This window comes from Delftia sp. UME58, assembly GCF_014170385.1.
Lineage (GTDB): Bacteria > Pseudomonadota > Gammaproteobacteria > Burkholderiales > Burkholderiaceae_C > Comamonas > Comamonas acidovorans.
Map to the genome: position 1 here is coordinate 1 of NZ_LZZV01000014.1, position 24,707 is coordinate 24,707.

Consider the following 24,707-nt stretch of genomic DNA (forward strand, 5'->3'; position numbering starts at 1 on the left):
TGATGTTGCCCCCGTATTCCCGACCCCACCCTATTCGCAATAAAGCACTTGGTCAGCCTCTGCAGCCTGTTGCCGCCTGAACTCCCGAGGTGAACGCATTTTCAGCGAAGAATGCGGATGCACCTCGTTGAAGTGCTCGAAGGCTGCTGGCAGTTGTGCCAGTACCGTCTGCGCGTCACTCAGGTCCATGCGCGCCACATAGTCGCGCTTGAAGGTGTTGACGAAGCTCTCGGCCATGCCGTTGCTCTGCGGGCTGCAGACGGGCGTGTTGATGGGCTTCAGGCCCAGAGCGCGCGCCAGCGCCCTCGTTTCGGCGGCGATGTAGGCACCGCCGTTGTCACTGAGGAACTCCAACTCCTGTCCCTGCGGGACCGCTTCGACCGAGCCGAATCGGCGTTCGACGGCCTCGACGAGCATCTCGCGAACCAGCTCGCCTGGCAGCCCCTTGCCCTCCCATGCACGCCAGGCCAGCACCTCACGGTCGCAGCAGTCCTTGGCGAAGGCGGCCGTCACGGTTTGACCCGAATCGCACTTGATTTCCAGACCATCGGAGCACCATCGAAGGTCGCTGCGCGAGACCGCAACACGGCCCTCATGCGTGCGTGCGGACTGGCGCCGGCGAGGCGCCTTGGGCAGCAGCAGAGCGGCTTGTGCCATGACGCGATAGACGCGTTTGGCATTGACCCTCGGGGTGCCCCGTGCCGCACGCTGGCGGTTCACCAAGGCACAGGCACGTCGGTAGCCATAGCTGGGCAAGTCGGCAATTTGCTGGCGCAGTTCGGCGAGCAACCCGGCGTCGTCGCTGGGTGTGCGATGGCTGCGGCCATCGGCCCAGCCTTCACCGCGCCCAAGCAGGTCGCGCACATGCGAGCGCGCCAGCCCCATCGCCCGGCAGACCGTTTTCACTGGTCTTCCCCGGGCAACAAGGGCGAGCGCGCAATCCACTTTCTTTCTGCGGCGTACTCCACAGCTTCCTTGAGGATTTCATTCTCCAAGGTTTTCTTGCCGAGCACGCGCTGCAGCTTGGCGATTTCCGCGCGGGCAGCCGCCAGTTCGGCTGCGGGCACGACGGCCTCGCCAGCGGAGACGGCGGTCAAAGCACCTTGCCGTTCGAGCTTGCGCCACTGGAACAGCAGTCCAGCCGAAACGCCTTCCTGCCGAGCGACCAATGACACGCTCATGCCTGGTTCGTAGGTTCGGCGCACCAGCGCCGCCTTCTCTGCGAGGGACCAGCGCCTGCGGCGCTGGTCCTTCACGACTACCTCTATTGACTCCGTATGCCTAGTCATATGCACAGTCCTGTTCCTATCTTCAAAGATAAGCGATAGGACGGGGTCGGGGAATCAGGGGGCTATCTCACTGGAACCAGAGGCAAAGCTCCAGAAGTACCGTATTGATATCAAAAACGGTATCTACGAGGCAACAGACGAGGCTGACCACCTTCGCATGGTTCAGGCTCTGGGGGTCATACATCGCACCCCTGCACCTTCACAAACAACCCCAAGTATTCCATTGATTCAGACATCTAAAAAGATTTCTGCTCTTCATGTAAAATTGAGGAGAAATCTAAATCAACCTTATCGTTGTGGCAATATGAGCAGCGATTTAAACCCAAGGCATCCAAAAAATTCCCATCCAGATTTATATCTGGGTTATTTTTTATCATGCTAAAGGTAATGTATTTTCTTTTTATTTCTTTTTTCAAACTACTCCATTTGATTAAAATGTTTTTTTGTTCTTCATCATTAATCTCTGGGTTGAATAGATTTCCATACATATTTATTGTCAGACGATGTATGTTACTTGTGTTTTTATAGACTTCAGCCTTTGCTATCTCTTCGTCTAAATCATGCTCCAAATGCGAAATATTGAAATCTTGAATAGCACCTCTACCGCTGTTTGGCGTTTTGATTTCTACCATGTCGCGGTTTGTTAGCACTTTCTTTAAATGAAACTCTTGTTTCGCTTTAACGTAAAAATCGGTTCTATTTTCTTGAAATAATTGAATGTTTTCATGAAAAAATTTTCTAAACTTCTTGACTGACGCTGCCCCTTGCTCTCTAACCTCGACTGGAATCTCATAATTCTCATATTCTCGTGTGAGTGCAGAACACATTCTATCCGAATGATATGAAGGGACTCTTTCAGGGTGAATGTGGCTATAACTATCTTCTGGTCTCTTTAATTTTAGAAAAAATCTATCAACCGGGATATATTCTGAGCCAAGAATTTCAGTAATTAAAGCAAGTCGTTGAAGCTCTCTTTTGCTAAGTAGAGTTAGATTTTTACCTTCTAATCTCGACTTAGTTGGACTGGGTTCTTTTTTTAAATCTATTTCTGAAACAATTTTATATAAGGTGTTTTTTGTAATATATGGCATATAATCAATATTTTTAAGAGCTCGCTATAGTAAATAAACGTAATTTAATATTACTCTTCGAGAGGTCATTCATTCGGTAAGCCCGAATAAACGACCTTGGAAATATTCGTTTCAAACATTGCCACATTTTTTGTGGTATAATTTAAAGCTTGTCGTAAGTGTCACCACTTTGTTAACAAAACCCATCAAGTTTTCGTTAAATATTCTTTTGAAATCAATGGGTTACGGGTGTTTTGGGATTTCTTCCCTTCGCCCGCTCCAGATTTCCTGGAGCGAATTCCATCAGTCCCGGATGTACATCCGCCACTGATATCCCACGGACCGCCTTCCGCGCGGGCCCGACCTCTTTCCCGCCGAGCCCTCCCCCGCTGTTTCTCCGCGACATTTTTGCTCCCCCGCGACGGATCTGCGCTGCCCGCGCGTTGAACGCAATAAGGCCGCCTGATGTGGCCGATGCAGGAGTCTTTCATGTCCTCATCCCGTTTGACTGTTCGCCGCGCTTTGCGTCCGCTTGCGCTGGCGCTTGCCGCCGGCAGCCTGGCCGCACTGGCCGGCTGCGTGGTAGCGCCTGTTGCGCCCGGCCCCTATGTGGTGCCGCCGGGCGTCGCCTACGTGGCGCCAGCCTATCCGATGCCCAGCGTCGGCTTCGTGTGGCAGTACCACCCGCGCTACGGCTGGGGCTGGCACCATCCGGTCTACGGCTGGCATCGCGGCTGGCGTTGAGCCGCACGACACCGGCTGACCCCGCCACTACACCGATGCCCTTTGGCTGAAATCGATGACCCGGATGCCGACCTGCTGGCGAGACTGGCCCGCGGTGAGCCGCAGGCCGCCCGCGAACTGGTGGCGCGCAAGCTGCCACGCATGCTCGGTCTGGCCCAGCGCCTGCTGGGCAGCCGGGCCGAGGCCGAAGAGGTGGCGCAGGAAGGCCTGGTGCGCGCCTGGCAGCAGGTTGGCCACTGGCGGCCGGGCCAGGCCCGCTTCGACACCTGGCTGCATGAGGTGGTGCTCAACCTGTGCCGCGACCGGCTCCGCCGGCGCGCGGTGCGGCGCGAAGAAGCGCTGGACGAGCACGCCGAAGCCGCCACCTTCGCCGACCCCGGCCCCACACCGGAGCAGCAGCTGGACCACGCGCAGCACAGCGCCCGGGTCGCTGTCGCCCTGGATGCACTGCCGCCGCGCCAGCGCGAGGCGCTGGTGCTGCACTACTACCAGGCGCTGCCCCAGGCCGAGGCGGCAGCACTCATGGGCGTCTCCGTGGACGCCCTGGAAAGCCTGCTGGCCCGCGCGCGGCGCAGCTTGCGCGCCCGCCTGCAGGACGCAAGCACGAGCACAAGCGCAATCGCCGCACCCGCAGACCCTGGAGGATCACCGCCATGACGCCAGAACGCTTTGAACAATTGGCCGACGCCTGGGGCGCCGACCTGCGGCACTGGCCCGCACAAGAGCAGGCTGCGGCACGCGCGCTGATGGAACAGCCGGCCTTTGCGCCTGCGGCCCGGTCCTTGCTCGCCCGTGCGAATGAACTCGACAGGCTGCTCGACAGCCATGCCGTCGCTCCCCCCAGCGCAGCGCTGGCAAGCGCGGTGCTGGCCGGTTTGCAAGCTCGCCCAGGCATGGCGACTGCGCCAGGCCAACCATCGCCGCATGCATGGCCGCAGCCCCGTGGTACTGCGCCCGCACGGCCGGTGCGCGCCAGCGGTCGCAAGCCCTGGCATGGCTGGTGGTCCGGCGCCAGCATCGCCGGTGCGGGCCTGGCCGGTGTGGCCGCAGGTGCCGTGGCCGTGGCCTTGCTGATAGGCACGGCCTTGCCCACGGCGCGGCCGGCACAGTCCGAGGGCGGCTGGTGGCCAGGTACCGCCTTCGACACGGGCGGCGCCTTGGTGGAAGGAAGCGAGGAATGACGATGAACGAATCCCCCATCGGCGATGCCCCCCGCACGACGCACCTGCGCCGCTGGCTGTGGGCCTCTGCCCTGCTGAATCTGTTTCTGGTGGGCGGCATTGCCGGTGGCACCTGGCGCTGGTGGACACACCAGGCCGAGGCCAGGTCGGTAGCCACGTCCACGCAGACAGGAACGCCCACCGGAGCACAGGCAGGCCCCCCCTCGGCCACTGCGCGCGGACTGCGCTTTGCCGCAGACGGCCTGCCGCCGGAGCGGCGCCAGGCCTTCCGCACAGGACTGCGTGAAGTGCGGCGCGAGGCTGCTGCGCTGACCCAAGGCAGCCGCGAAGGCCGCGCCGAAGTGGTTCGACTGCTGGCTGCGCCTCAGTTCGATCGCGCTGCCGTCGAGGCTGCATTGGCACGCACCCGGGCCGCCGACACGGCGGTGCGCGAGCGCGTGGAGGCGCACGTGGTCGACTTCGCGGCCCAGCTCACGCTGGCCGAGCGACAGACACTGGTGCAGGGACTGGCAGCGCAGCAAGGCCCCTTCCATGTGCCCGCATCCCCGGCCAAGCGCTGAGGAGCACAGGACACGCCTGCCCCGCCCGCGATTTTTCGAGGTGAAGCCATGAATTCTGCCGCCATCGCCCTGAACCGCTTCGGCCTGGGCGCCCGCCCTGACGAAGCGCTGCCCGCCGACCCTCGGCGCTGGCTGCTGGAGCAGTTCGCGCGCTACCAGCCACAGCCCCCTGCCTGGGCCGGTCACACGGACACGGACGCGCTGCTGTCCGACTACCAGTCCCGGCAGCGCGAGCTGCGCTCCCTGCCTGAAGGCGAGCGCGCCGCCGCCCGCCAGCAGTTGCGCCGTGGCGCACGCAACGGCTACCTGGACGCAGTGAACGCGCGCCTGTCCAGCGCCATCGACACACCCGCGCCGTTTGTGGAACGCCTGGTGCATTTCTGGTCGAACCACTTCGCTGTCTCGGTGGAAAAGCCCGTGGTGCTCGACCTGGCCGGCGCCTACGAGGCCGAGGCCATACGCCCGCACGTGCTGGGCCGCTTCGAGGACCTGTTGCTTGCCGCCGTGCGCCACCCGGCCATGCTGGTCTATCTGGACCAGGCCCAGTCGGTGGGCCCCGCCAGCCCCGCCGCACAGCGCGCTGCCCGGCGCAACCCGGACAAGGCACGCGGCCTGAACGAAAACCTGGCGCGGGAAATCATGGAGCTGCACACCCTGGGCGTGCGCAGCGGCTACATCCAGCAGGACGTGACCGAATTCGCCCGCGCGCTCACCGGCTGGAGCCTGGGCAATGATGCAGGCAGCCCGGCCGCCGGCGCCGGCTTCCAGTACCGCCCGGCATTGCACGAGCCCGGTCCGCGCCGCCTGCTGGGCCGCAGCTATGCCGCAGGCGGGCAGGAGCAGGCGCTGGCCATCCTGCGCGACCTGGCGGCCTCCCCCGCTACCGCGCTCCATGTCGCGACCAAGCTGGCACGGCACTTCGTCGCCGACGATCCGCCGCCCGCGCTGGTGCAGCGCCTTGCGGCCGCCTACCAGCGCAGCGGCGGGGACCTGCCAGCCGTCTACCGCGCGCTGATCGATTCGCCAGAACCCTGGGCCGCGCCAGCCACGAAGTTCAAGACCCCCTGGGAATGGGCCGTCTCCTCAATGCGCGCACTGGGCCGGCGCGAATTGAAGGGTGCCCAGGCCGCCGGCCTGCTCAACCAGCTCGGCCAGCCGGTGTGGCGCCCCGGCTCGCCGGCCGGCTACGACGACATCGCCGCCAGCTGGGCTGCGCCCGATGCGCTGGTGCGCCGTGTCGAGCTGGCGCAGCGGCTCGCAGCCCAGGCCGGCAACAGCGTCGATGCGCGCGCGCTGGCACCCCGATTGCTGCCCGGCGATGCACTGGGCGCGGGCACGGCCGAGGCCATTGCCCGCTCCGAAAGCGGCAGCGGCGCACTCGCGCTGCTGCTGGTCTCGCCCGACTTCCTGCGCAGGTGAACACCATGACCACGATCCATACGACCGCCACGAAGATCGCGACCAGCACGATGGCCAGGCGCAATCGCCGACATCTCCTTGGCCTGCTGGCCGCAGGCACCGGGCTGGCACTGGCCGCACCCCACCTGGCGCTGGCGCGTGCAGCCACCGAGCGCCGCTTCGTGTTCATCATCCAGCGCGGCGCGGCCGACGGGCTGGAGACCCTGATTCCCTATGCCGACCCCGGCTACGCCCGGCTGCGCGGCGCCATCGCCGTGGACACGGCCGCGGCCACGCGGCTGGACGGCATGTTCGCGCTGCATCCCTCATTGGCCGAGACCGGCAGGCTCTACGCCCAGGGCCAGGCGCTGTTCGTGCACGCGGTCGCATCGCCCTACAGTGACCGCTCTCATTTCGACGGCCAGAACGTACTGGAAACCGGAGGCAGCGCGCCCTACCAGGTCAAGGACGGCTGGCTCAACCGCCTGGTCGCCCAGTTGCCGCACCGGGAAGAGGCCATTGCCTTCGCGCCCACCGTGCCCATGGCGCTGCGCGGGCCGGCGGAAGTGGCCTCCTACGCGCCTTCCTCCCTGCCCCAGGCCAGTGACGACCTGCTGCTGCGCGTGGCCAGGCTCTACGAGGGAGATGCGCAGCTGCATGCTCTCTGGACTTCCGCCATGGACACGCGCGGCGTGGCCATGGACGGTGGCAACAACCGGCCGCGCCTGGATGGCGCCAGCCTGGGCAAGCTGGCAGCCGGCTTTCTTGCCCGCCAGGACGGGCCGCGCATCGCCATGATCGAAACCGGCGGCTGGGACACGCACAGTGCACAAAACAACCGGCTGGCAGCCCAGCTCAAGAACCTCGATGCACTGATTGCGGCGCTGCATGACGGCCTCGGCGATGCCTGGTCGCAGACCGTGGTGCTGGTGGCCACCGAGTTCGGCCGCACGGCTGCGGCCAACGGCACCGGTGGCACCGACCACGGAACAGGCGCCGTCGCCATGCTGATGGGCGGCGCGGTTCAGGGCGGCCGCGTGCTGGCCGACTGGCCTGGCCTGCAGACCGGCCAGCTATTGGAGAACCGGGACCTGAAGCCGACCACCAGCGTCGATGCGCTGATTGCCTCGGCAGCCGGCGAGTGCTTCGGCATCGACCCGCAGCGGCTGGCGCGCAACCTGTTCCCCCAAGGCCATGCCCTGCCAGGCGGTGCCCCGGCGCGGTCGCTGCCGCCATTGCTGAGAGCCTGAACGCGGGCCGCGCGCCAACATGAAAAAGGGCCGGCGCCTCAGGGCGGCCGGCCCTTGTGTCATGTGCGCAAGATCTGGCGAGATCTGACCGGTGGCCGCGCAGTGGCCGCTCAGTGCCTGCTCAGTGGCCGATCTCACGGCTGACCTGGTTCTCCTGCTGGTTCAGCACATGCTGCTCGCTGCGCGTGATATGACCGCCGTTCTGGCTGGCCATGAGGCGTTCTTCCTGGCGGATCTTGTGGTCCTGCTGGTGCAGCGCAGCCGCCTGGCCATGGCTGATCTCGCCCTTGCGCACTTCGTTGTGGATGCGGCGGTCCTGGTTGGCCAGGCGGCCGTTGACCTCGGCGCGGCGCGGATGGGTATGCTCCCAGGTTGCGGCGGACGCGGCGCTGCCGAGGCCGGCCAACGAAGCAGTGGCAATGACGAGCATGAAGGCTTTGCGCAGGGACATGGTGTTTCTCCTTGAAAGGATGTGGACGGACGTTGCTTGCAGAAGGCCGATGTCGGCTTGCCACATCACTTCAACGCACGGCCAAGGCCAATCCGTCGCGGATCAAGCAAGTCCATCGTCCATCCGGGGCCGTGCACGCTACATTGGCAAGCACCGTATCCGTCCCACCTCACCAGGCAGCATGCAGCACACCCTCTCTTGCGAGAACACCACCGAAGACATCCAGCTGAGCGCCGTGCGCGTGCGGGGCATGAGCGTCTGCAATGGCATCGCACGCATGCACATGGATCTCGAAGCCAGGGGCTCGCCCGATGCACTGGACGTGATGCACCACTTCTTCAACTACCACTGGCTCAACGACCTGGACCTGCCCTATCTCGCCGCGCTTCTGGACCTGCGCAATCCTCAGGTGCGCGCCGTCAGCCTGCGTGAGGACGGCTGGGCGCAGATGGAGCCGGACCAGCGCCAGGTGCGCATCTGCAGTACCTACGGCGACTCACCCTGTGCGCTGATCGGCTGGGAGGAGTTCAGCGCGGCCATGCAGCTCAAGCACCGCTTTCTTGGTCTGATGCGGCGGTATGAGGGGCACGGCATTCCTCGCTACAGCATCGCGGAAGGCTTCAAAGTTAGGCTGCATGCGCCCATCCGGGCATAGTGCCAGTGACAGGAATGGAGACCATGGACACAGAAATTTTCCGACATGACGCAAGCGTCAAAAGGCTTCGCGAGCTGGTGACGCAAAACACCCTGCGTGACCGAGTGACCGAATTGTTCATTGCCAGCCTCGCAACGGGGGTACGCCGTGCAATGACACCCCTCATGGCGTATTACTCGGCCTCCCAGCTTCCTGCCCATGACTGGGAGCGATTCGACTATGCCGCTCACAACCGCTACTACGCACAGGAGACGGAGGTACCCTGCGCCGTCTGCGGAATCCTGCACACCGACAAGATCAGCCGCAACGATCAGATCAGCGATTTCGCCAACGCCGGCCGTTGCGCCACAGAGCCCAGTCACAGCCATCTGATCGATCTTGAAGATGTGACGAATATCCGCCTCGAATATCAGCCGGCCCATGTGCAAGTGCTCAGATTGCTGCTCACGACCATTGACTCCATTGATCCCGCGACGTCAACGACCGAGTTGCTCAAGCAAATTTCGCAAGCCAAGATATTGAGAGGAAGCAACAATGCATCCCGGCTGTGGTGTCTGAGAATTCTGGCGCAGCTGGGTGTCGTCACCAACGCGTCCATCCCCGAGTACACGGGCGCATTCCATTTCCACGGCTTCCTGCAACGCATCAAGATGCAAGAGGATGCGTTCTCAGGCATGTCGCATCGAGCCGATCCTGTCTGGCCTTTGTCTGCAGGCCGCGGAACGCCGCCGGTGAACTGGGCGCTCGCCCACCGGCTGTTCCCGCAGTTGAACAGGCACTGACCCTGGCTGCGGCCAAAGATCCTTGCGCGACTGCGGATTCTGAAAGCGACTTTGGCCCGGGTCAGCAGGAGTTCAAATCGCCCGATGCGTTCAGCAAGGCATCGACGGCGGTGCGGTCAACTGGATGGGTTCACGGTGCGGCAATCGCTTGACAGGGGACGCGCCCGGGGGGGAGCGGCAACAGGGTGCTATCGCACGCCGGGCGACGAGCTGCCCATGTCGACTTTCAGGTCCGGGAAGGAGCTGACCATCTGGACCTTGAAGTCGGGGAAGGAGGTGACGATCTTCCACTCCCCGCAACTGTCTGCAAAGGAGTCCACCACCTTGACCTTGAGGTCCGGGAAAGAGCTGGTGGCCTGGACCTTGATGTCGGGAAAGGAGTGCACTATCTGGACCTTGCCGTAGAGGCGGATGCCTTTGTAGGTGCAGTTTTTCTTGTCGAAGTCTGCGGCGTGAACGAAGGCCGGCAGTGCGAGACAGGCAAGGACAAGGCTGAAACGCGGCAGAAGTGGCATATGCGACAAGGGAGTGGGTCTTGAGAAACAAGCCAGGCCATGGCTTGCGGCCGCCCGCATACTAGCAGGCCGACCCACCCCTGCGAATGACGTCCCGCACATGCCGTCCATCCGTCCTCTGCGCTCCCTGCTGTTGCTGTTTCTGGCGATATCGGTCGAGGCGCTGGCGCAAGCGCCAGCTCCCGAACCTGTCACCGCCGCTGCATCCGCCGATGCCTCCGTTTGCAGGCACCGGGCCGACACCGCCTGCCTGCAATCCTTCAACCTGCCGGGCGACGCGGGGCGCATGCGCTACTACGCATCGCAGGCGCCGGGGGCCAGCAACGGCGCCATGCCCCGGTCCGCGCTGGTGGTGATGCACGGGCATCCGCGCGATGCCAACCGCAGCTTCGAGGCCGGCCTGCGGGCCGCCGAAGGCGCGCAGCGGCTGCAGGACACCCTGGTCATCGCCCCGCTGTACCAGGTGCCCGAGGACCAGGCTGCGCATTGCCACAGCCGTGGCGTGCCCGCAGCCGGGAGCGCAGACGCGGCATGGACCTGCGCAGGCTGGCTGGCCGGCGAGCCCTCGCTGGGGCCGCATCCGATAGGTTCTTTCGCCGCGCTGGATGCGCTGGTGGCCGAGCTCGTGCAGCGCTGGCCCGGCCTGCGCAGCGTGACCCTGGCGGGGTTTTCGGCAGGAGCGCAGATGCTGCAGCACAGCGTGGCCTTTGCTGCCGATGCGCCGGGCTCCGTGACCTTGCGCTACGTGATCGCCGACCCGGGCACCTGGCTGTATTTCGATCCCGTGCGGCCACAGCCGCAGATGGCCGGGCAGAGTACCGACTGGGCAGCCTGCGGCACAGGCGCGGCGTTTCCGGGGGCGTGCAGCTTTGTCTTCCATGCGCCGCCCGCAGCCAGCGCCTGCCCGGGCCATGACCGCTGGAAGTACGGCCTGCAGGACCTGCCCGGCCACCTGGGGCGCGATGCGGCTGCCGCGCGGGCCCGCTATGCGGCCGCGCAGATCGACTACCTGGAAGGCGCCCTGGACAGCAGCGCGGACAAGGGCGCGTTCTATCCCATCCTCGACAAGTCCTGTGCCGCCATGCTGCAAGGCCCGTTCCGGCTGCAGCGAGGCCACGCCTTCGCGGCCTACGAGCGCGAGCTGCTGGCGCCGCAGCGGCCACGCCGCTTCGTCGTGGTGCCGGACTGCGCCCATGATGTGGCTTGCGTGCTGCCGTCCCTGGCGGCCCGGCCCCTGCTGTTTCCACCAGCGCCCTGACCCCGCAACGGAGTGCCCCCATGACCCCCACCACCGAACAAAAGCGCGCCACCTTCCACGCCCTGCACCGCCAGGGCTGCTTTGTGCTGCCCAATCCCTGGGATGCGGGCAGCGCCCGCATGCTGCAGGGCCTGGGCTTCAAGGCGCTGGCCAGCACCAGCTCGGGCCATGCCTGGTCGCTGGGCCAGCCCGATGGCGCCATCTCCCGCGAGATGACGCTGGAGCATCTGCGCAGCCTGGTCGCGGCCACCGATCTGCCCGTGAATGCGGACTTTGAAAGCGGCTTCGGCCTGGGTCCGCAGGAGGTTGCCGAAAGCGTGCGCATGGCCGTGGACACCGGCGTGGCGGGCCTGTCCATCGAAGACTCGACGGGCGATGCAGCCAACCCCTTGCGCAGCATCGAGGAAGCCGTGGCCCGGCTGCGCGCCGCCCGTGCCGCCATCGACGAGGCCGGTGGCGGCACCTTGCTGGTCGGGCGTGCAGAGAATTTCTTCGTGGGCCGGCCCGATCTGGACGACACCATTGCCCGGCTCAAGGCCTATGCCGAGGCCGGCGCGGACTGCCTGTACGCACCCGGCATCCGCAGCGCCGAGCAGATCCGCGCCGTGGTGGCGGCCGTGGCACCCAAGCCGGTGAATCTGCTGATCGGAGGGGCCAGCGAATGGAGCCTGCAGGATGCCGAGGCCATGGGCGTGCGCCGCATCAGCGTGGGCGGCGCACTGGCGCGCGCGGCCTGGGGCGGTTTTCTGCATGCGGCGCGCTCCATTGCCGAGACAGGGCGCTTCGACGCGTTCGCCCAGGCCACGCCGGGCGCCGAACTCAATGGCTTTTTTCAGGGCAAGGACTGATCCGCACCGGCCTGCAGCCGCTGCGCGGTCATGACCCAGACTGCGATATCGAGCAGGGCGGACGCGCGCTCCGCCGGCGGCAGCTGCGGGTCCAGCACGCCATCCATCTGCCTTGCCAGGGCGCCCCAGCCCAGCAGCGCGCCCTCGTCGGCCCAGGCCCGGCCGGCGGCCAGCAGCGGCATGCCCGCCCCGGCCAGGCCTGCGGCCTGCATGTCGGCCAGCCAGGCCTGGCCTTGTGCCAGCCAATGGCGCAGCGGCGCGGTGGTGCTCTCGTTGCTTGCTTTGCTTGAATTGCTCATGGAGCCTTCTCCACACCGACTTCGGCAAGCGGCGCCGGCCAGGCCGTGCTGGGATGGTGCCAGTGCGCGCTGTCCTGCCAGCGCACGGAAGCCACGGCAATCTGCAACTGCCCTGCCGCGATCTCCACGCGGCCAAAGACTTCCCGCAGCACGCGGCCGCGCGCCAGTTCCCTGTGCAATGCCTCACCCGCCCTGCCCTGCATGCCGTGCAGATCGCCCACCAGGGACAGGGAAGGCCCGGGCGCCGGCGACTGCAACGCAATCGTCCAGCGCTGCAGCAGCTCGTCACGCTGCGCCAGGCCGCTGCCGGCCACCTGCAGCCGTGCCCAAAGGGGCGGCTGCTGACGCCAGGGATCGGCATGCAGATCCTGCAGATGGCGCTGCAGCAGGGCCTGGGGATCGTCGGCCCCCGGCAGCGGGCCGGTCGCCTGGGTCGGCAGCGGGCCGGTCGCCTGGGCCGGCGCCAGCCGCGTGGCGTCGCGCGCCGACAGGCGGCCATCGTCGCTGGCCCAGCCGTCCAGCAGCACATGGGGACCTTGCAGCAACTGCCTTGCAGTGAGGCCGCCCAGGGTTTCCGAGTCCAGCGCCCCGGCCGGTTCCCACTCCGGATCGAAGCCTTCGGCGCGCGATACGGACCAGGTCAGATACCGACCGCTGGCCGCGTCCTGCAAATGCACGGAAAACCCGCGCTGCCCGCCGCGCGCATGCCATAGCTCGGCCGCCACGGCGTGCAGGCAAAGGCCTTGCACGCGCCGGTAGCTGCGCCTGTGCACGCCCGCCAGTTCGCTCAGGGGCCGTGGCATGGGCTGTTGCGCCAGGCCGCGCAGCAGCATCCACAGCGCGGCCAGCAAGGGCGCCACGCGTTCGGCTGCACCGGCACGCCCTGCGCGCTCGTCGCGCAAGGCGCGTACCAGCAGGTTGAGCACGCTGGCAGGGCGCGGCAGGTCGGCCTGGCGCAGTTCGGTGGCCAGTGCCTCGCCCTGGTCGAGGAAGGCCGGGCTCATGCCTGCACGACCCTGCAGCACCCAGCCGGTCAGCCATTGGCGCGCCTGGGCCAGCCGCTGCAGTGCGCCAGCTTCCAGCGCATGCGCCGGCAGCTGCGGCACGGGTGCGCCCGCCAGGCGCCGGGCCTGCAATGCCACCAGGGCACGGTGGGCGCAGGCCGCTGCCTTGCAGCTGCAACTGGCCGCCGCCAGGCCACCGGCGCGCGGCAGGCGCACGGTGACTTCGTCGGGGTTGGACAGTTCGCCGATCAGCGTGGCCGGGGCCTCTTCCAGCACCGCCTCGAAGCCCTGGGCCATCCAGCGCAGGGCCTTGCGCTGGGCGCCCATGCCAAAGGCCTGGGCCACGGCGCCGGCATCGCCGTCGAGCCACGGGGCAGCGGGCGCCTGGGCCATGCCATCGGCCGGGGTCTCGTGGGCCAGCCGCGCCCGCAGGCCCAGCAGCAAGGCGCACAGATGGTGGCAGGGGCCAAAGGCGGGACAGCTGCATTGCAGCGTGGCAAAGCCCGCGCCGGCCAGGGTCTGGACATGGCCTTCGATGCCGGCGCGGGCCTGGTTGGCCGCCAGTTCCCACTGCCCTGCATCCACCGCCGCCAGGGCCTTGGCCCCGCGCTTGAGCAGGCCCTTGTTGGCCCAGTCGGCAATGGCGTCATCGTCCAGGGTGCGCAGCCATTCCTGCATCATGAGGATCGCCCTCCCTGCATGGCCCCGGCCAGCCAATCCACCAGATGGTCGGGCGTCATGGCGGCAACCTGAGCGCCGCGCGCCACCAGCTGCGCGGCCAGGTCGCGGTCATAGTCGGGGTGGGCGCGGCGGTCCAGCGCGGCCAGCACCAGCACGCGGGCGCCACTGGCGATCAGCCGCTCTGTCTCGGCGATGATGCGGGCCTCGTCATGGCCTTCGTACAGGTCGGTGATCAGCACGATCACGCTGCGGCGCGGCGCGGCAAGCTGCCCGGCCACATGCGCCAGTGCCGCGCCGATGTTGGTGCCCCCGCCCAGTTGCGCGCCCAGCAGCAGCTCTTCGGGCGCATGCAGCTGGCCGGTGACATCGGCCACCGCATCGGAGAACAGCAGCACATGGGTGCGCAGGGCGCGCACCCGCGCAAAGATGCTGCCCATGACGGCGCTGTGGATGACGGATTCATGCATGGACCCGCTCTGGTCCACCACCAGCCACAGGTCCCAGGTCAGGCGCTGTGCTTGGTTCTCCCTGAAGAACAGGCGCTCCAGCACCAGCACCTGCTCCTCGCTCTGGTAATGGCGCAGGTTGTGGCGCAGGGTGCGCGGCCAGTCCAGATCGCTCATCTGCCCCTGGCCCCGGCTACTGCGGCGCCTGCGCCGCCGCCCCAGGGCCGAGTGCACGCGCGAGGACAGCCGCGCCTGCAGATCGGCCACCACGCGCGCCACCAGCCGGCGGGCCTCGACCAGCACCTCGGGGGGCAGGCTGGCGCGCACCGCCATCAAGGCGGCCACCAGTTCGATGCTGGGCGCGGCCTCGGCCAGGACCTGGGGATCACTGAGCAGGCCATGGAGCCCATAGCGCGACAGCGCATCGCGCTGCAGCGTTTCCACGGCGCTGCGCGGGAACAGATCGCGCACCTCGCCCAGCCAGTGCACGGCCTGGGGCTCGGGCACGCCGCTGCCGCCCTGGCGCGCGGACAGCCCGCCTGTGCCCTGCCAGGCGTCGGTGCCTGCACCGTCGGGCTGCTCACGCAGGCGGTGCTCGCGCTGGTAGAGATAGTCCAGTGCCGCGTCGCGGCGCGCATCGGCGTCATCGAGCGGCTGCGCGGCAGCCAGGGGCTGGGCGGCCTCGGGCCCGAGGATGAGGCGCCAGCGCCGCAGGGTGGCGGCATCGATTGCCTGTTCCTGCATTGGCGGCTCGTGCATTGGCGGATCTTCCCGGCTCATGACAGTCCCCAGGGTTGCAGCAGCCGGCCCACCTGGGCCGCCAAGGCGCGGCTGTGCGCCAGGGCCTCGTCCGATGGCAGGTGCACCTGGCCCAGCGTGGTTGCGCCAGGTGGCGTGGCCGCGCCCGACAGACCCGCCAGCCGCCCGGCCAGCTGCCGCAGTTCGGCACGGGTCAACTGGGCAAAGGCCAGCCGCAAGGCGGGCAGGCCGGCCAGGAAGGCGTCTTCCGGCCAGTGCGCAATGCCGTCGCTGAGCAGGCGCAGCAGCGGCGGATGGCTGAGCAGCCAGCCCTTGGCCACGCGCACAAAGCCCTGCAGGTATTCGCCCATGGCGGCGCCATCGACCTGCGCCAGGCCCAGCATGGCGCGCAGGGCGGCATCGGTCTGCGCAATCTGCCAGCGGCCGGCCATGCTCAGAATGCCGGCCGTGGCGCCGCGCACGCGCGCGGGCGTGGTATCGATTCCTGCCTCATGCAAGGCGCTACAGGCATCGTGGAACAGGCCGGCGTCGGCCCAGGGCGCGTGGCGGCAGACCATGCCGTGCAGATCGGCCAGGGCATCCAGGGCCTGTGCCTGCTGGGATGCATCGCCCTCGCCCAGCCAGGGCAGGCGCAGGCAGGCCTGGGCAAAGCAGCGCCGCAGCAGCGGCAGCAGGCGCGCCAGACCCACGCCGCCCAGCGCATGGCGGGCCTCGTAGGCCAGGGCCAGGCAGCCCGTGGCGCGGGCCAGGGCCAGCGCGTCGTGGCTGCGCTCCATCCAGGCCTGCACGGTGTCCAGCACCTGTTGGGCGATACCGTCCAGCCCCATGACCAGCACCTCCAGCACGCGCTGCGCGGGCTCCGCGTGGGCCGTCTGCGCCAGGCGCTCGCGTACCAGGTGCACCGCGGCTTCCTCCAGGCTGGAGCCATGGCACATGGCCTCGGTCAGGGCGACCGTGGTCTCGACCTGCCAGCCCAGCGTCCAGACCTCGCGCACACGCGCCAGGCCCGTGCCCGCCACGAAGTCCGGCCCGGCCAGGCGCTGCGCATAGGGCACGCCCAGGTAGCACAGGCGGTGCAGCCCCTGCGACAGCCGGCGGTGGCGCGCGCTGCGGTAGATGTCCAGCTCCTTGCGCACGGGTGCGGCAGGCCGCACGGGCAGGCGGTGGCGCAGGCAGAAGGCCTGCACATCGACCAGCAGCGGGGCGGCCGGCGCGTTGGGCGGCAACTGGCCGTAGTCGTCGGCGTCCAGCAGCCATTGACCAGTCTGCTGCCCGGTCTGCTGCACCATAGGCTGCGGTCGCAGGGCCTGGGCATGCTCCTTGAACACGGCGCTGTCCAGCGCCTCCAACAGCTCGGCCCGGCCGCCGCGGCAGGCGCGCAAGGCGGCCAGGCCATGGGCCAGGCGCACGGCCTCTGCCGCGTCAGGCAGGCTGGCGGGCATGCCCCGGGCGCGCAGGCCGTTCACGGTGCGCGCCGCCATCTCGGGCCAGGCCTGGGCATCGGGTTGCGAAGCGCCCCGCTCCAGCGCCTGCCAAACGTCCTGGTAGTAGCCGGGCATGGGCATGCCGGCCGCGTAGCCGCTGGCGCGCTCCAGCCGCTGCAGCGTGTAGGCAATGAGGTGCACGCCCACATCGATGGCGGGCCTGGCGTCCGCAGGCCGGGCGGGGGCCGAGAGGCCGGCAACGATGCCGGGCACATGGAAGCCGCCGCAGACCACCAGGCAGCGCCCGCCTTCGGCCAGGGCCGCGCTGACCTGGGCGGCCATATGGGCCTCACGGGCCACGTCCTCGGCATCCATGCCGCTGCCGCCCGCGCCCTGCTCGCGCTCGCGCAACAGCTGGCTGAAGGCCAGCACGCCGGCAAAGTACGCCTGGGGCGAGGCGTCCTCGTTGCCAGATTCGTAATGCCGGTCCCACCATTCATCGAAGTCGCGGCAGCCGCTGGCCTGGATGAGGCCGGCCAGCACGTCGGGCGCGCGCCGCGCGGGCTCGTCGGCCAGCAGGGGTTCGGGCGCGCAGGCGAAGTAGTCCAGCTGCGCGGCCTGCGCCAGCCTGTCGGCATAGGGCAGGTCGATGAAGCGCACGGCGCTGCGCAGCCGCGCCGCCTCGCGCAGGGCCACCCATTCGGGCGAGAAGGCGGCAAAGGGCACGTAGCAACGGCAGCGCCAGTCTTGCTCGGCCGCGTTGGGCCCGGCCATGGCCGCATGCAGGTAGGCGGCCAGCGGGGGACGTGCCTGGGCGTGCTGCAGCGCGGGCAGCAGGGCATCGAGCTCGCCCGGGCCTTCGATCAGCACGTGGGTGGGCTTGAACTCGCGCATCAGCGCGCGCAGGTGGTGGGCGCAGCGCGGGCTGTGGTGGCGCACGGGCACCAGGCGCAGCTGCGGCAGCGGCGCCAGCCAGGCGGCAGCGTCAGTGCTCACGGCCGCCTGCGACAAAGTCCTGCCACTGCGGCTGCCCTGCGCGCTGGCGTGCCACCACGCGCAGGTATTCGGCGAAACGGCGCCGGTCCTCGTCGTCGTCCTTGATCACCGTGCCCAGCAGGTGGCGCGCCAGGTGGGCCGGTCCCACCTGCTCCTGCCCGAAGTACCAGCACTGGCAGGCGGCGTTGAAGGCCACGTCGATGGCCTCGGCCGTGGACAGCACGGTGCCCGGCCGCTCCACGGCCGTGCCCTCCACGCTGCCGCTGCGCAGCTCCTGGAAGGCCGTGGCCAGCAGGGCCAGCACATCGGGCGCCACGGTGGTGCCGATGCGCTGCTGCGCCAGTGCGCGGCCCACCTCCTGCCCTATCAGCGCGGCCTGCGCGGCCACGCCTTCGAGCGGGCGCATGGTCTCGAAGTTGAAGCGGCGCTTGAGTGCGGCCGACATCTCGTTGACGCCGCGATCGCGCAGGTTGGCCGTGGCAATCACATTGAAGCCCGGCCGTGCCAGCAGCCAGGGCTGCTCGTGCTTGAGTTCGGGAATCTGCAGCAGCCGCTCGGAGAGCACGGGCACCATGCAGTCCTGCACTTCGGTGGAGCAGCGCGTGATTTCCTCGAAACGCAGCAGCCGCCCTTCCCCCATGGCGCGGTGCAGCGGGCCGGGCACCAGGGCTTCGGGGCCGGGGCCGTCGCGCAGCAGCAGGGCGTAGTTCCAGCCATAGCGGATCTGCTCCTCCACCACGCCGGCACCGCCCTGCACGGTGAGCTTGCTGTCGCCGCTGATGGCGGCGGCCAGCAGCTCGGACAGCAGGGACTTGGCCGTGCCCGGCTCGCCCACCAGCATCAGGCCGCGCTGGCCGGCCAGGGTGACGATGGCGCGCTCGACCAGGGCATCGTTGCCGTGGATCTTGCGGGCGATGTCCGGGCTACCGCCATCCGGGGCCGGGCCGCCCAGGATGAAGCGGCGCACGGAGCGCGGGCTCAGGCGCCAGCCGTCGGGGCGCGGGCCCTGGTCGGCGGCCTGCAGGGCCGCGAGTTCCCGGGCGTGGGCCATCTCGGCCGGCAGCCGCTGGGCGGCAGGCTCCGGGGTGGCCGCTGCAATGCGTTTGGTGGCCATCAGTCGCTCTCTTTGGTGCTGGCCGATTTGGCGGCTATGGCCGCGAACTGCGCCATCAGCGTGGCCTGCAGTGCGCGCGGCCACTGCTGCGGCTGCAGCCGGGGCCAGCGGCCATCCTCGCCGCGATGGCTGCTGTCATAGACCACGGCATGGGTGATGTCCACGCGGTTGTCCAGGTCCATGAACGGCAGGTAGCGCCCGTGGTGGAGTTCGATGTACAGCTGCGGGCCTGCCAGGTCCAGCTTGTGCTCGTAGATGCCGGGGCCGTCCCCCACGGGGCCGGGGCGGTAGTTCCACTTGGCCAGCAGGCCGGACAGAGCGCCCTGGCGTATCTGCAGCGGGCCGGCGGGGTGCAGGGCATGGTTCTTCCACTGCCCGGCGTCGGGCAGTTGTGCGCCTGCGTTCAGCTGGTCGATCAGCGGCTGCAGCTCGTAGTCGGCCAGGCAGGTGCGCCAGGCCTCAAGCTCGCCCGCTGCGGCATCGACCGGATGCCAGAGCAGCACCTGCGCATCGTCGGGCAGCTCCACGGCATCGTCGGCGGCGTCGAGCAGGGAAAAGTCCTCGGCAATGCGAAAGCTGGCGCCCTGCTCCAGCCGCCAGATCAGGCTGCGGCCCACGATGCGCAGCAGGGGATGCTGCAGGAACAATCTGCGCCAGCGCGGGACGGACCAGCGCTGGCCCGTCATGAAGGCGGTACCCAGGCGCGGCACCTGCTGCCTGGCGATGGCCTTGACGCCAGCGGCAACGGTCTTGAATTCGGCCTGGGCCGCATTCCACTGCAGGAGCAGCGATTCGTCCTTGAGCGCAGGCAGGGTCTTGGAGGCCTTGCCCTTGTCGCCCACCACGCGCAGGCTCAGGTCGCCCTGCAGCTGCAAGCGGTAGCGCTGCGGGCCCACCTCCAGCACCAGGCCTTCGCCGCCCAGGCCGAAATCGGGCGTCAGCTCGTCATACAGCTCGATCAGGCTCAGGCAGCGCCGCTGGGCGGCCGCCTTGAGCGCGTCATGCGTGGCCTCGATCACCAGGTCCTTGAGCTTGCGCGAGGTGGACAGTGTCTGGACCTGGGACAGCGCATACAGCGTGTCCAGCGCACCGAGCTGCTCCACGGCGATGATGGCGCGCAGCTTCTTGCTCCAGCCCCAGGCCTTCACGGCGGCCACCAGGGTCTGCACCAGGCGGTCATCGACATGGCCGGTGGCCAGGCGCAGCGCCCAGCGCGCCTTGGGCTCGCCCTCCAGGGCCACCCAGGCATTGACCAGGTGCAGGGACAGCTGGGCGCGGCTTTCGGCCGGCACATGGGCCAGCAACTGCTCCACCAGCGGCGGCAGCTCTTCCTCGGCCGTGGCCGCCAGGTGCAGCACGGTGCGTGCCGCATGCCCGGACAGCGGCGCGAACAGCGCCAGGGTCTCGGGCTGGTCATAGGCCTTGATGCTGCTGGAAAAGCGCTTGAAGCGCGCCACGCGGGACTCCAGCGCATCGAGCGGGACCAAGCCCTCCTCACCCTGCGCCACGGTCAGAGCGCCCGGCACTGGGACGCCCAGGGCCAGCAGCCGGCCCTCGACCATGCTTTCGGAGCCCAGGTCCAGGCCCGTGCGCAGCAGCGCCTGCAGCAGCGGTGCGACCCCGGGATCGGGATGGGCCAGCAGGATGTCGCGGCAGGCCAGCTGCATCGCCTTCTCGCGCCGCTGCAGCCAGGCGTTGGACTCGAAGGCAGCGCCTACGGCCTGCGCATCCAGCCCTTGCATGAAGCGCGCCACCGCCTCGCGCAGCGCCCGAGAGCTGCTGGCCGCCAGCAGTTCGCCCAGCAGGGGCAGCCGGGCATGCAGCATGGCCGGGTCCAGCTGCGCCAGCAGCGGGGCCAGGCGCACGGTAGGAATCTCGCGCAGATAGTCGGGCTGCTCGGTCAGCATCTGGTTGAGCAGGCCGATGAAGGGCTCGATCCGCGATTTCTGCAATATGCAGCGCAGCAGATGGGGCAAAAGCTCCGGGTAGCGTGCCGTCCAGATCTGCCGGGCGACCACCGCATCGAAGTGGTACTTGGGCTGCCACCCTTCGATCCAGGCGATGAAGGGCGCGGCATCCTCCCGCACCAGGCGGTCGAAAATGGGGATGAAGTAATCAGCCGGCTCGCGGTCCGCCCTGCCCAGCAGCAGGTTGACCAGTTCCAGCCGCCGCTGGGCATCGGCGCCCAGGTCCCAGCGCAGCGCGATCAGGCCCGGGTCTTCGTTGATGGGCTTGTCGTCGAACCAGTCGGGATGGCGGCGGTAGAAGTCGTACCAGGGCGCGCAGCGCTGCGGGTGCGGAACGTCGCTGTGCCGCTTCATGTAGACATCGCGGATGTCGGCATAGAGCGCGCCGCCGCGCTCTGCCAGCTCCATCAGGTCCTGGTCGTCCAGGCTGCCCAGCAGCAGTTTCCAGTCGGCTCTGTCATACCTGCCGCCGGACTGGACGTTCAGCTCTGCGGCCCAGTCCAGCAGCTGCATCACCCGTTCGCGGCTGATGCCCGGGTACCAGAGCCAGCCGAACATGTCCAGGATGCGGATTTCACGGTAGTCGTTGTCGCCGTCCGGCGCAGGTGGACGGGCCAGGCTGGCGCGCGCCATCTGCTCGAACTCGGCCGCAAGCTCGGGGCTGTGGCGCGGAATGTCGCCGTCCAGGCTGCCGTCGATCCTGCGCCCGAAAGGGATGGTCTGCCGCGCGAAGGCCAGCCACAGTTCATGGTCATGGGTCCAGGGCAGATCGAAGTTGCCCAGGGCGCGGATGGGGTTGGAATAGTCGTCGAAGGCCTTGCGCGTGAAGGCGCCCACTTCGTCATGCCGGCCCGCGCGCATGCGGCTGGCCAGCACCTGGACCAGTTCGGCGGGTGGCAGCGAGGCGCTCAGTTCCTCCAGCGTGGCCTGGTCGGTGTGTTCTAGGGTCGAAGAGTTCATGGATTCAGGGGTTCTGGAGGGAGTCAAACCTGGGCTGCAGCCGCTGTGGCTGCCGCGCCCGCAGCGCGCGCGGCCAGGGCCTGGAGCATGCTGCACAGCGATGCCTGCAGCGGCAGCGGCCATTCGGCCGGTGGCAGCAGGCGGTCGGCGGCCATGTCGCGCAGGGCAAAGCCTTCGATGTCGATCTCATGGCCGGGCTCGTAGTACGGCATGGCCGCGCTGTGCAGCAGTTCCACGCGCCAGCGCTGCACGGCAAAGTCCCGCAGGTGCAGGTAGATGCCGGGGCCATCGCACACGGGGCCGGCATGAAAGCGCCATGGGCCTGCCAGGCCGTCCAGCGCCTGCTGCGTGAGCCGTATCGGTGCCAGGGGCTGCAGCAGTTCCTGCTGCCACTGGCTGGCCAGCGGCAGGTCGGCGGGCGCATCGACCTGCTCGATCAGGGCCTTGAGGCCGTAGTCGGCCAGGCATTCGCGCCACTGCGCACGCTCCTGTTCGGTGGCCTGCGCGGGGTGCCACAGGGCGATGCGGCCCTCGGCCGGCAGTTGCACCGCATCGCTCTGGGCATCGACCAGGGACAGGTCCTCGGCAATGCGCAGGCTGAACGGCTGGCCGGCCGCGGGCTCCACCCGCCAGACCAGGCCCTGTGCCACCACGCGCAGCAGCGGGTGCTCCAGGAAGAGGCGGCGCCAGGTGTCCAGCGGCCAGTGCCGGCCCAGCATCAGGCAGGACTGCAGGCGCGGCGCCTGCTGCTGCAGCACGGCCTTGATGCCCTTGGACAGCGTCTTGAGCCGCGCGGCGGCCGCATCCCACTCCGTGCGCAGGCCCTCGTCGGCCAGGGCCGGCAGGCTGCGCACCAGCTTGCCGGCCGGCGTGCGCAGGCGCAGCGACAGGTCGCCCTGCAGCAGCACGTCATAGGTCTGCGCGCCCACCTGCAATTGCACGCCCCGGCCCATGTCGAAGTCCGGCGTCAGCTCGTCGCCGAGGTCGGCCAGCGCCATGCCGCGCCGCACGGCGGCCCCGGCCAGCACGGCCTGCGCGGCGGCCAGCACGCTGGGCTTGAGCGTCTTGCCGGTGGCCAGGGCCTGCACGCAGGACAGGGCATAGACGGTGTCGAGCCGGCCCAGCTGCTGCAGCGCGACCACGGCGCGCTCCTTGCGCGTCTTGTGCCAGGCCAGGGCGGCCGAGGACAGCACATCGACGATGCGGTCGTCCGCCGCGCCGGGCAGCAGCTTGAGCACCCAGCGCGATTCGGGCGCGCCATCGGCAGCCACCCAGTGCTGGACCAGGGCCAGGGCCAGCCGCGCGCGATTCTCGGCGCTGGCCTGGGCCAGAAGTTGATGGGCCAGCGCAGGCAGCTCCTGCGGGCTGGTGGCCGCCAGGTGCAGGAGCGCGCGCGCGGCCTGGGCGGACAGGGGCGCGAGCAGGTCCAGCAGCGCCGGCTGGTCCAGCGCGGCAATGGCGGGCGACAGACGCTGCAGGCTGGCGGCCTGGGCTTCAAGCTCTGCCAGAGAGTCGGCACCATCGCTGCCAGCTGGCGCGGCCTCGCCGGCAGGTGGCCTGGCTGCGTCCGCAGCCGGGGCTGCGGCACCCAAATCCTTCAGGCGCGCCTGCACCGGGCCTTGCTCGGCCGCATCCAGCAATCCACCGGCCAGCAATGCCGACAGCAGGCTGCCGGACGCCGGATCAGGATGGGCCACCAGCACATCGCGGTAGGCCAGCACCAGGTTCTTGTTGGGCTTGGCCAGCCAGCCGGCGGCCTGGGGCGCATCCACGGGCAAGGCAGACAGCGCCTGTGCCAGCGCCGCACGCAAGCCCTTGGAGGCACTGCCGGAGGCGGCCTTGCCCAGTTGCGGCAGCAGCCGCTGCAGCGTGTCCACGCGCAGCGCGGGCAGCAGGTGCGTGAGCGGGCCGGCGGCCAGCCGGGCCAGGTCGCCAGGGCGATCGGCCAGCAAGGTCTCGGCCACGGAAGCGTAGCCGGCGCGGTCGGATTCGTGCTTGCAGCCGTCTGCGCAGGCCGGCAACAGAAGCGGCAGCAGGGCCGTCCACCGGGCTTCCCACAGCCGCTGCGCCACGGCGGGATTGATCGCCAGGTGGCCCAGTTGCCTGAACCAGGCGACCAGGGGTGCGGCATCGGTCTGCAGCATGCGCTCCACCAGGGCACGGTCATGCGGCCAGTCTTCTTCGGAGGCAAAGCACAAGGCCTTGAACAGGTCCTGGGCCAGCAGGTCGCGGCGCGCGGCCTCGGCCGTCTCCCAGCGCGATGCGATCAGCACCGGCTCGGGCAGGCGCAGCTGGTCAAGCATGGCGGGCAATTGCGCAAAAAAATCCCGCCACAGCGCCCAGCGCTGCGCTGCAGGCCGCGTGCGCTGCAGCGGCAGCTGGCGTTGGACGATGTCGCGGCTGAGCTGGCCGCCGCCGTCCTCGATGGCCATGGCCAGCAGTTCGGGCTCGGGCAGCTGGTGCAGCAGGTGCTGCCACTGGCAGTAGTACTGCGCGCCGGGCGCAATGCCGGCCTTTGCGCTCAGTTTCCGCGCCCAGCGCAGCAGGCCGGTGATCTCGGCACTGGACATGCCTTCATGGCCCAGCACGCCAAACACCTGCCTGAGCACGAGGTCGTAGCCATCGCGCAGCCTCCAGGGCTGGTGGCTGCGGCTGCCCCAGTCATCCAGCCAGGCGCGGGCCAGTGCCGTCAGTTCGGCCGTCAGCTCGGCGCTGCGCCGGGGCACGCCCGAGTTGCCCCCATAGAACTGTCCCAGCGGAAGGCTGATGCGCGCCAGCGCCAGCCACAGCGCGTGGTCGCGCTGCCAGGGCGCATGCTCGCCGGGCAACTGGTGCAGCCGCTCCTGGCACAGGCTGCTGCTGTCGCGCAGGAAGTCCGCCACCTCGGCATCGCGCCCCTGGGCCAGGCGCTTTGCCAGTTCGGCGGCAAAGGCCGGCATGCCCTCGCGCCCGGCCGGCGCGGCCGTGTGCAGTTCGTACAAAGCCTGCAGGGGAAGCGCTGCTGTCTCGTTGTTGCTCATGGTCTGTGGAGTCTTGGGTGATGGGCGGTCGGGCGG

At 68.3% G+C, this 24,707-nt stretch carries 21 protein-coding genes; 10 read left to right on the forward strand and 11 right to left on the reverse strand.

Going from position 1 to position 24,707, the window contains the following annotated elements:
• Nucleotides 1–30: 30 nt before the first annotated feature.
• Nucleotides 31–1,289, reverse strand: a protein-coding gene (locus A9976_RS05545) for an IS3 family transposase (protein WP_232245779.1) whose coding sequence is annotated in 2 segments (ribosomal slippage) — nucleotides 31–959 and nucleotides 959–1,289 — 1,260 coding nt in all. Because the reading frame shifts where the segments join, the coding sequence is not laid out codon by codon here.
• A gap of 236 nt (nucleotides 1,290–1,525) precedes the next feature.
• Entirely contained in the window at nucleotides 1,526–2,380 is an 855-nt protein-coding gene (locus tag A9976_RS05550; protein WP_183018176.1) for a hypothetical protein, read from the reverse strand.
• A 468-nt stretch (nucleotides 2,381–2,848) separates the two neighbouring features.
• On the opposite strand from A9976_RS05550, the gene A9976_RS05555 reads away from it, so the two are divergent.
• The 6 genes from A9976_RS05555 to A9976_RS05580 are packed head-to-tail and all read left to right on the forward strand — an operon-like array spanning nucleotide 2,849 to nucleotide 7,492.
• On the forward strand, nucleotides 2,849–3,103 hold the full coding sequence (locus A9976_RS05555; RefSeq protein WP_183018177.1) for a hypothetical protein: 255 nt from the start codon (nucleotides 2,849–2,851) through the stop codon (nucleotides 3,101–3,103).
• A gap of 42 nt (nucleotides 3,104–3,145) precedes the next feature.
• Nucleotides 3,146–3,760 (forward strand): RNA polymerase sigma factor, encoded by a 615-nt coding sequence (locus A9976_RS05560; RefSeq protein WP_183018178.1) that lies wholly within the window; start codon nucleotides 3,146–3,148, stop codon nucleotides 3,758–3,760.
• On the forward strand, nucleotides 3,757–4,284 hold the full coding sequence (locus tag A9976_RS05565) for a hypothetical protein (protein WP_183018179.1): 528 nt from the start codon (nucleotides 3,757–3,759) through the stop codon (nucleotides 4,282–4,284). The genes A9976_RS05560 and A9976_RS05565 overlap by 4 nt, the downstream gene beginning before the upstream one ends.
• Nucleotides 4,285–4,286: 2 nt before the next feature.
• Nucleotides 4,287–4,844, forward strand: a complete 558-nt coding sequence (locus tag A9976_RS05570; RefSeq protein ID WP_259649118.1) for a periplasmic heavy metal sensor — start codon at nucleotides 4,287–4,289, stop codon at nucleotides 4,842–4,844.
• A gap of 48 nt (nucleotides 4,845–4,892) precedes the next feature.
• Complete coding sequence (locus tag A9976_RS05575; protein WP_183018181.1) at nucleotides 4,893–6,263, forward strand: DUF1800 family protein; 1,371 nt, start codon at nucleotides 4,893–4,895, stop codon at nucleotides 6,261–6,263.
• 5 nt (nucleotides 6,264–6,268) lie between these two features.
• Complete coding sequence (locus A9976_RS05580) at nucleotides 6,269–7,492, forward strand: DUF1501 domain-containing protein (RefSeq protein ID WP_183018182.1); 1,224 nt, start codon at nucleotides 6,269–6,271, stop codon at nucleotides 7,490–7,492.
• A 121-nt stretch (nucleotides 7,493–7,613) separates the two neighbouring features.
• Here the strand turns inward: A9976_RS05580 and A9976_RS05585 are convergent, their stop codons facing one another.
• On the reverse strand, nucleotides 7,614–7,943 hold the full coding sequence (locus A9976_RS05585) for a hypothetical protein (RefSeq protein WP_183018183.1): 330 nt from the start codon (nucleotides 7,941–7,943) through the stop codon (nucleotides 7,614–7,616).
• Between the two features lie 181 nt (nucleotides 7,944–8,124).
• Between A9976_RS05585 and A9976_RS05590 the strand changes: the two genes are divergently transcribed.
• Both A9976_RS05590 and A9976_RS05595 read left to right on the forward strand, forming a co-directional pair.
• Nucleotides 8,125–8,598, forward strand: coding sequence for a hypothetical protein (locus A9976_RS05590; RefSeq protein ID WP_183018184.1), 474 nt, complete (start codon nucleotides 8,125–8,127; stop codon nucleotides 8,596–8,598).
• Nucleotides 8,599–8,621: 23 nt separating this feature from the next.
• The gene (locus A9976_RS05595; protein ID WP_183018185.1) at nucleotides 8,622–9,380 is read left to right on the forward strand and encodes a hypothetical protein; all 759 of its coding nucleotides are present in this window, start codon (nucleotides 8,622–8,624) and stop codon (nucleotides 9,378–9,380) included.
• Between the two features lie 188 nt (nucleotides 9,381–9,568).
• Here A9976_RS05595 and A9976_RS05600 read toward each other — a convergent pair whose 3' ends face one another.
• The gene (locus A9976_RS05600) at nucleotides 9,569–9,895 is read right to left on the reverse strand and encodes a hypothetical protein (RefSeq protein WP_225971107.1); all 327 of its coding nucleotides are present in this window, start codon (nucleotides 9,893–9,895) and stop codon (nucleotides 9,569–9,571) included.
• Nucleotides 9,896–9,995: 100 nt separating this feature from the next.
• Between A9976_RS05600 and A9976_RS05605 the strand changes: the two genes are divergently transcribed.
• Both A9976_RS05605 and A9976_RS05610 read left to right on the forward strand, forming a co-directional pair.
• Nucleotides 9,996–11,153, forward strand: a complete 1,158-nt coding sequence (locus A9976_RS05605; RefSeq protein ID WP_183018186.1) for a hypothetical protein — start codon at nucleotides 9,996–9,998, stop codon at nucleotides 11,151–11,153.
• A gap of 20 nt (nucleotides 11,154–11,173) precedes the next feature.
• Nucleotides 11,174–12,001, forward strand: a complete 828-nt coding sequence (locus A9976_RS05610) for an oxaloacetate decarboxylase (protein WP_071956111.1) — start codon at nucleotides 11,174–11,176, stop codon at nucleotides 11,999–12,001.
• Here A9976_RS05610 and A9976_RS05615 read toward each other — a convergent pair.
• The 7 genes from A9976_RS05615 to A9976_RS05645 are packed head-to-tail and all read right to left on the reverse strand — an operon-like array spanning nucleotide 11,986 to nucleotide 24,671.
• Nucleotides 11,986–12,300 carry a hypothetical protein gene (locus A9976_RS05615; RefSeq protein ID WP_183018187.1) on the reverse strand — a complete coding sequence of 105 codons (315 nt, stop codon included), beginning with the start codon at nucleotides 12,298–12,300 and terminating at the stop codon, nucleotides 11,986–11,988. The genes A9976_RS05610 and A9976_RS05615 overlap by 16 nt on opposite strands.
• Entirely contained in the window at nucleotides 12,297–13,985 is a 1,689-nt protein-coding gene (locus A9976_RS05620; RefSeq protein ID WP_183018188.1) for an SWIM zinc finger family protein, read from the reverse strand. The genes A9976_RS05615 and A9976_RS05620 overlap by 4 nt, the downstream gene beginning before the upstream one ends.
• The gene (locus A9976_RS05625) at nucleotides 13,982–15,175 is read right to left on the reverse strand and encodes a VWA domain-containing protein (protein ID WP_183018189.1); all 1,194 of its coding nucleotides are present in this window, start codon (nucleotides 15,173–15,175) and stop codon (nucleotides 13,982–13,984) included. The genes A9976_RS05620 and A9976_RS05625 overlap by 4 nt, the downstream gene beginning before the upstream one ends.
• 32 nt (nucleotides 15,176–15,207) lie before the next feature.
• Nucleotides 15,208–17,610, reverse strand: a complete 2,403-nt coding sequence (locus A9976_RS05630; protein WP_183018190.1) for a DUF5682 family protein — start codon at nucleotides 17,608–17,610, stop codon at nucleotides 15,208–15,210.
• Nucleotides 17,600–18,724: an AAA family ATPase gene (locus A9976_RS05635; RefSeq protein WP_183018191.1), complete on the reverse strand. Its 1,125-nt coding sequence runs from the start codon at nucleotides 18,722–18,724 to the stop codon at nucleotides 17,600–17,602. The genes A9976_RS05630 and A9976_RS05635 overlap by 11 nt, the downstream gene beginning before the upstream one ends.
• The gene (locus tag A9976_RS05640) at nucleotides 18,724–21,651 is read right to left on the reverse strand and encodes a DUF4132 domain-containing protein (protein ID WP_183018192.1); all 2,928 of its coding nucleotides are present in this window, start codon (nucleotides 21,649–21,651) and stop codon (nucleotides 18,724–18,726) included. Before A9976_RS05640 ends, A9976_RS05635 begins: the two co-directional genes overlap by 1 nt.
• 23 nt (nucleotides 21,652–21,674) lie before the next feature.
• Nucleotides 21,675–24,671 carry a DUF4132 domain-containing protein gene (locus A9976_RS05645; protein ID WP_183018193.1) on the reverse strand — a complete coding sequence of 999 codons (2,997 nt, stop codon included), beginning with the start codon at nucleotides 24,669–24,671 and terminating at the stop codon, nucleotides 21,675–21,677.
• Nucleotides 24,672–24,707 lie beyond the last annotated feature (36 nt).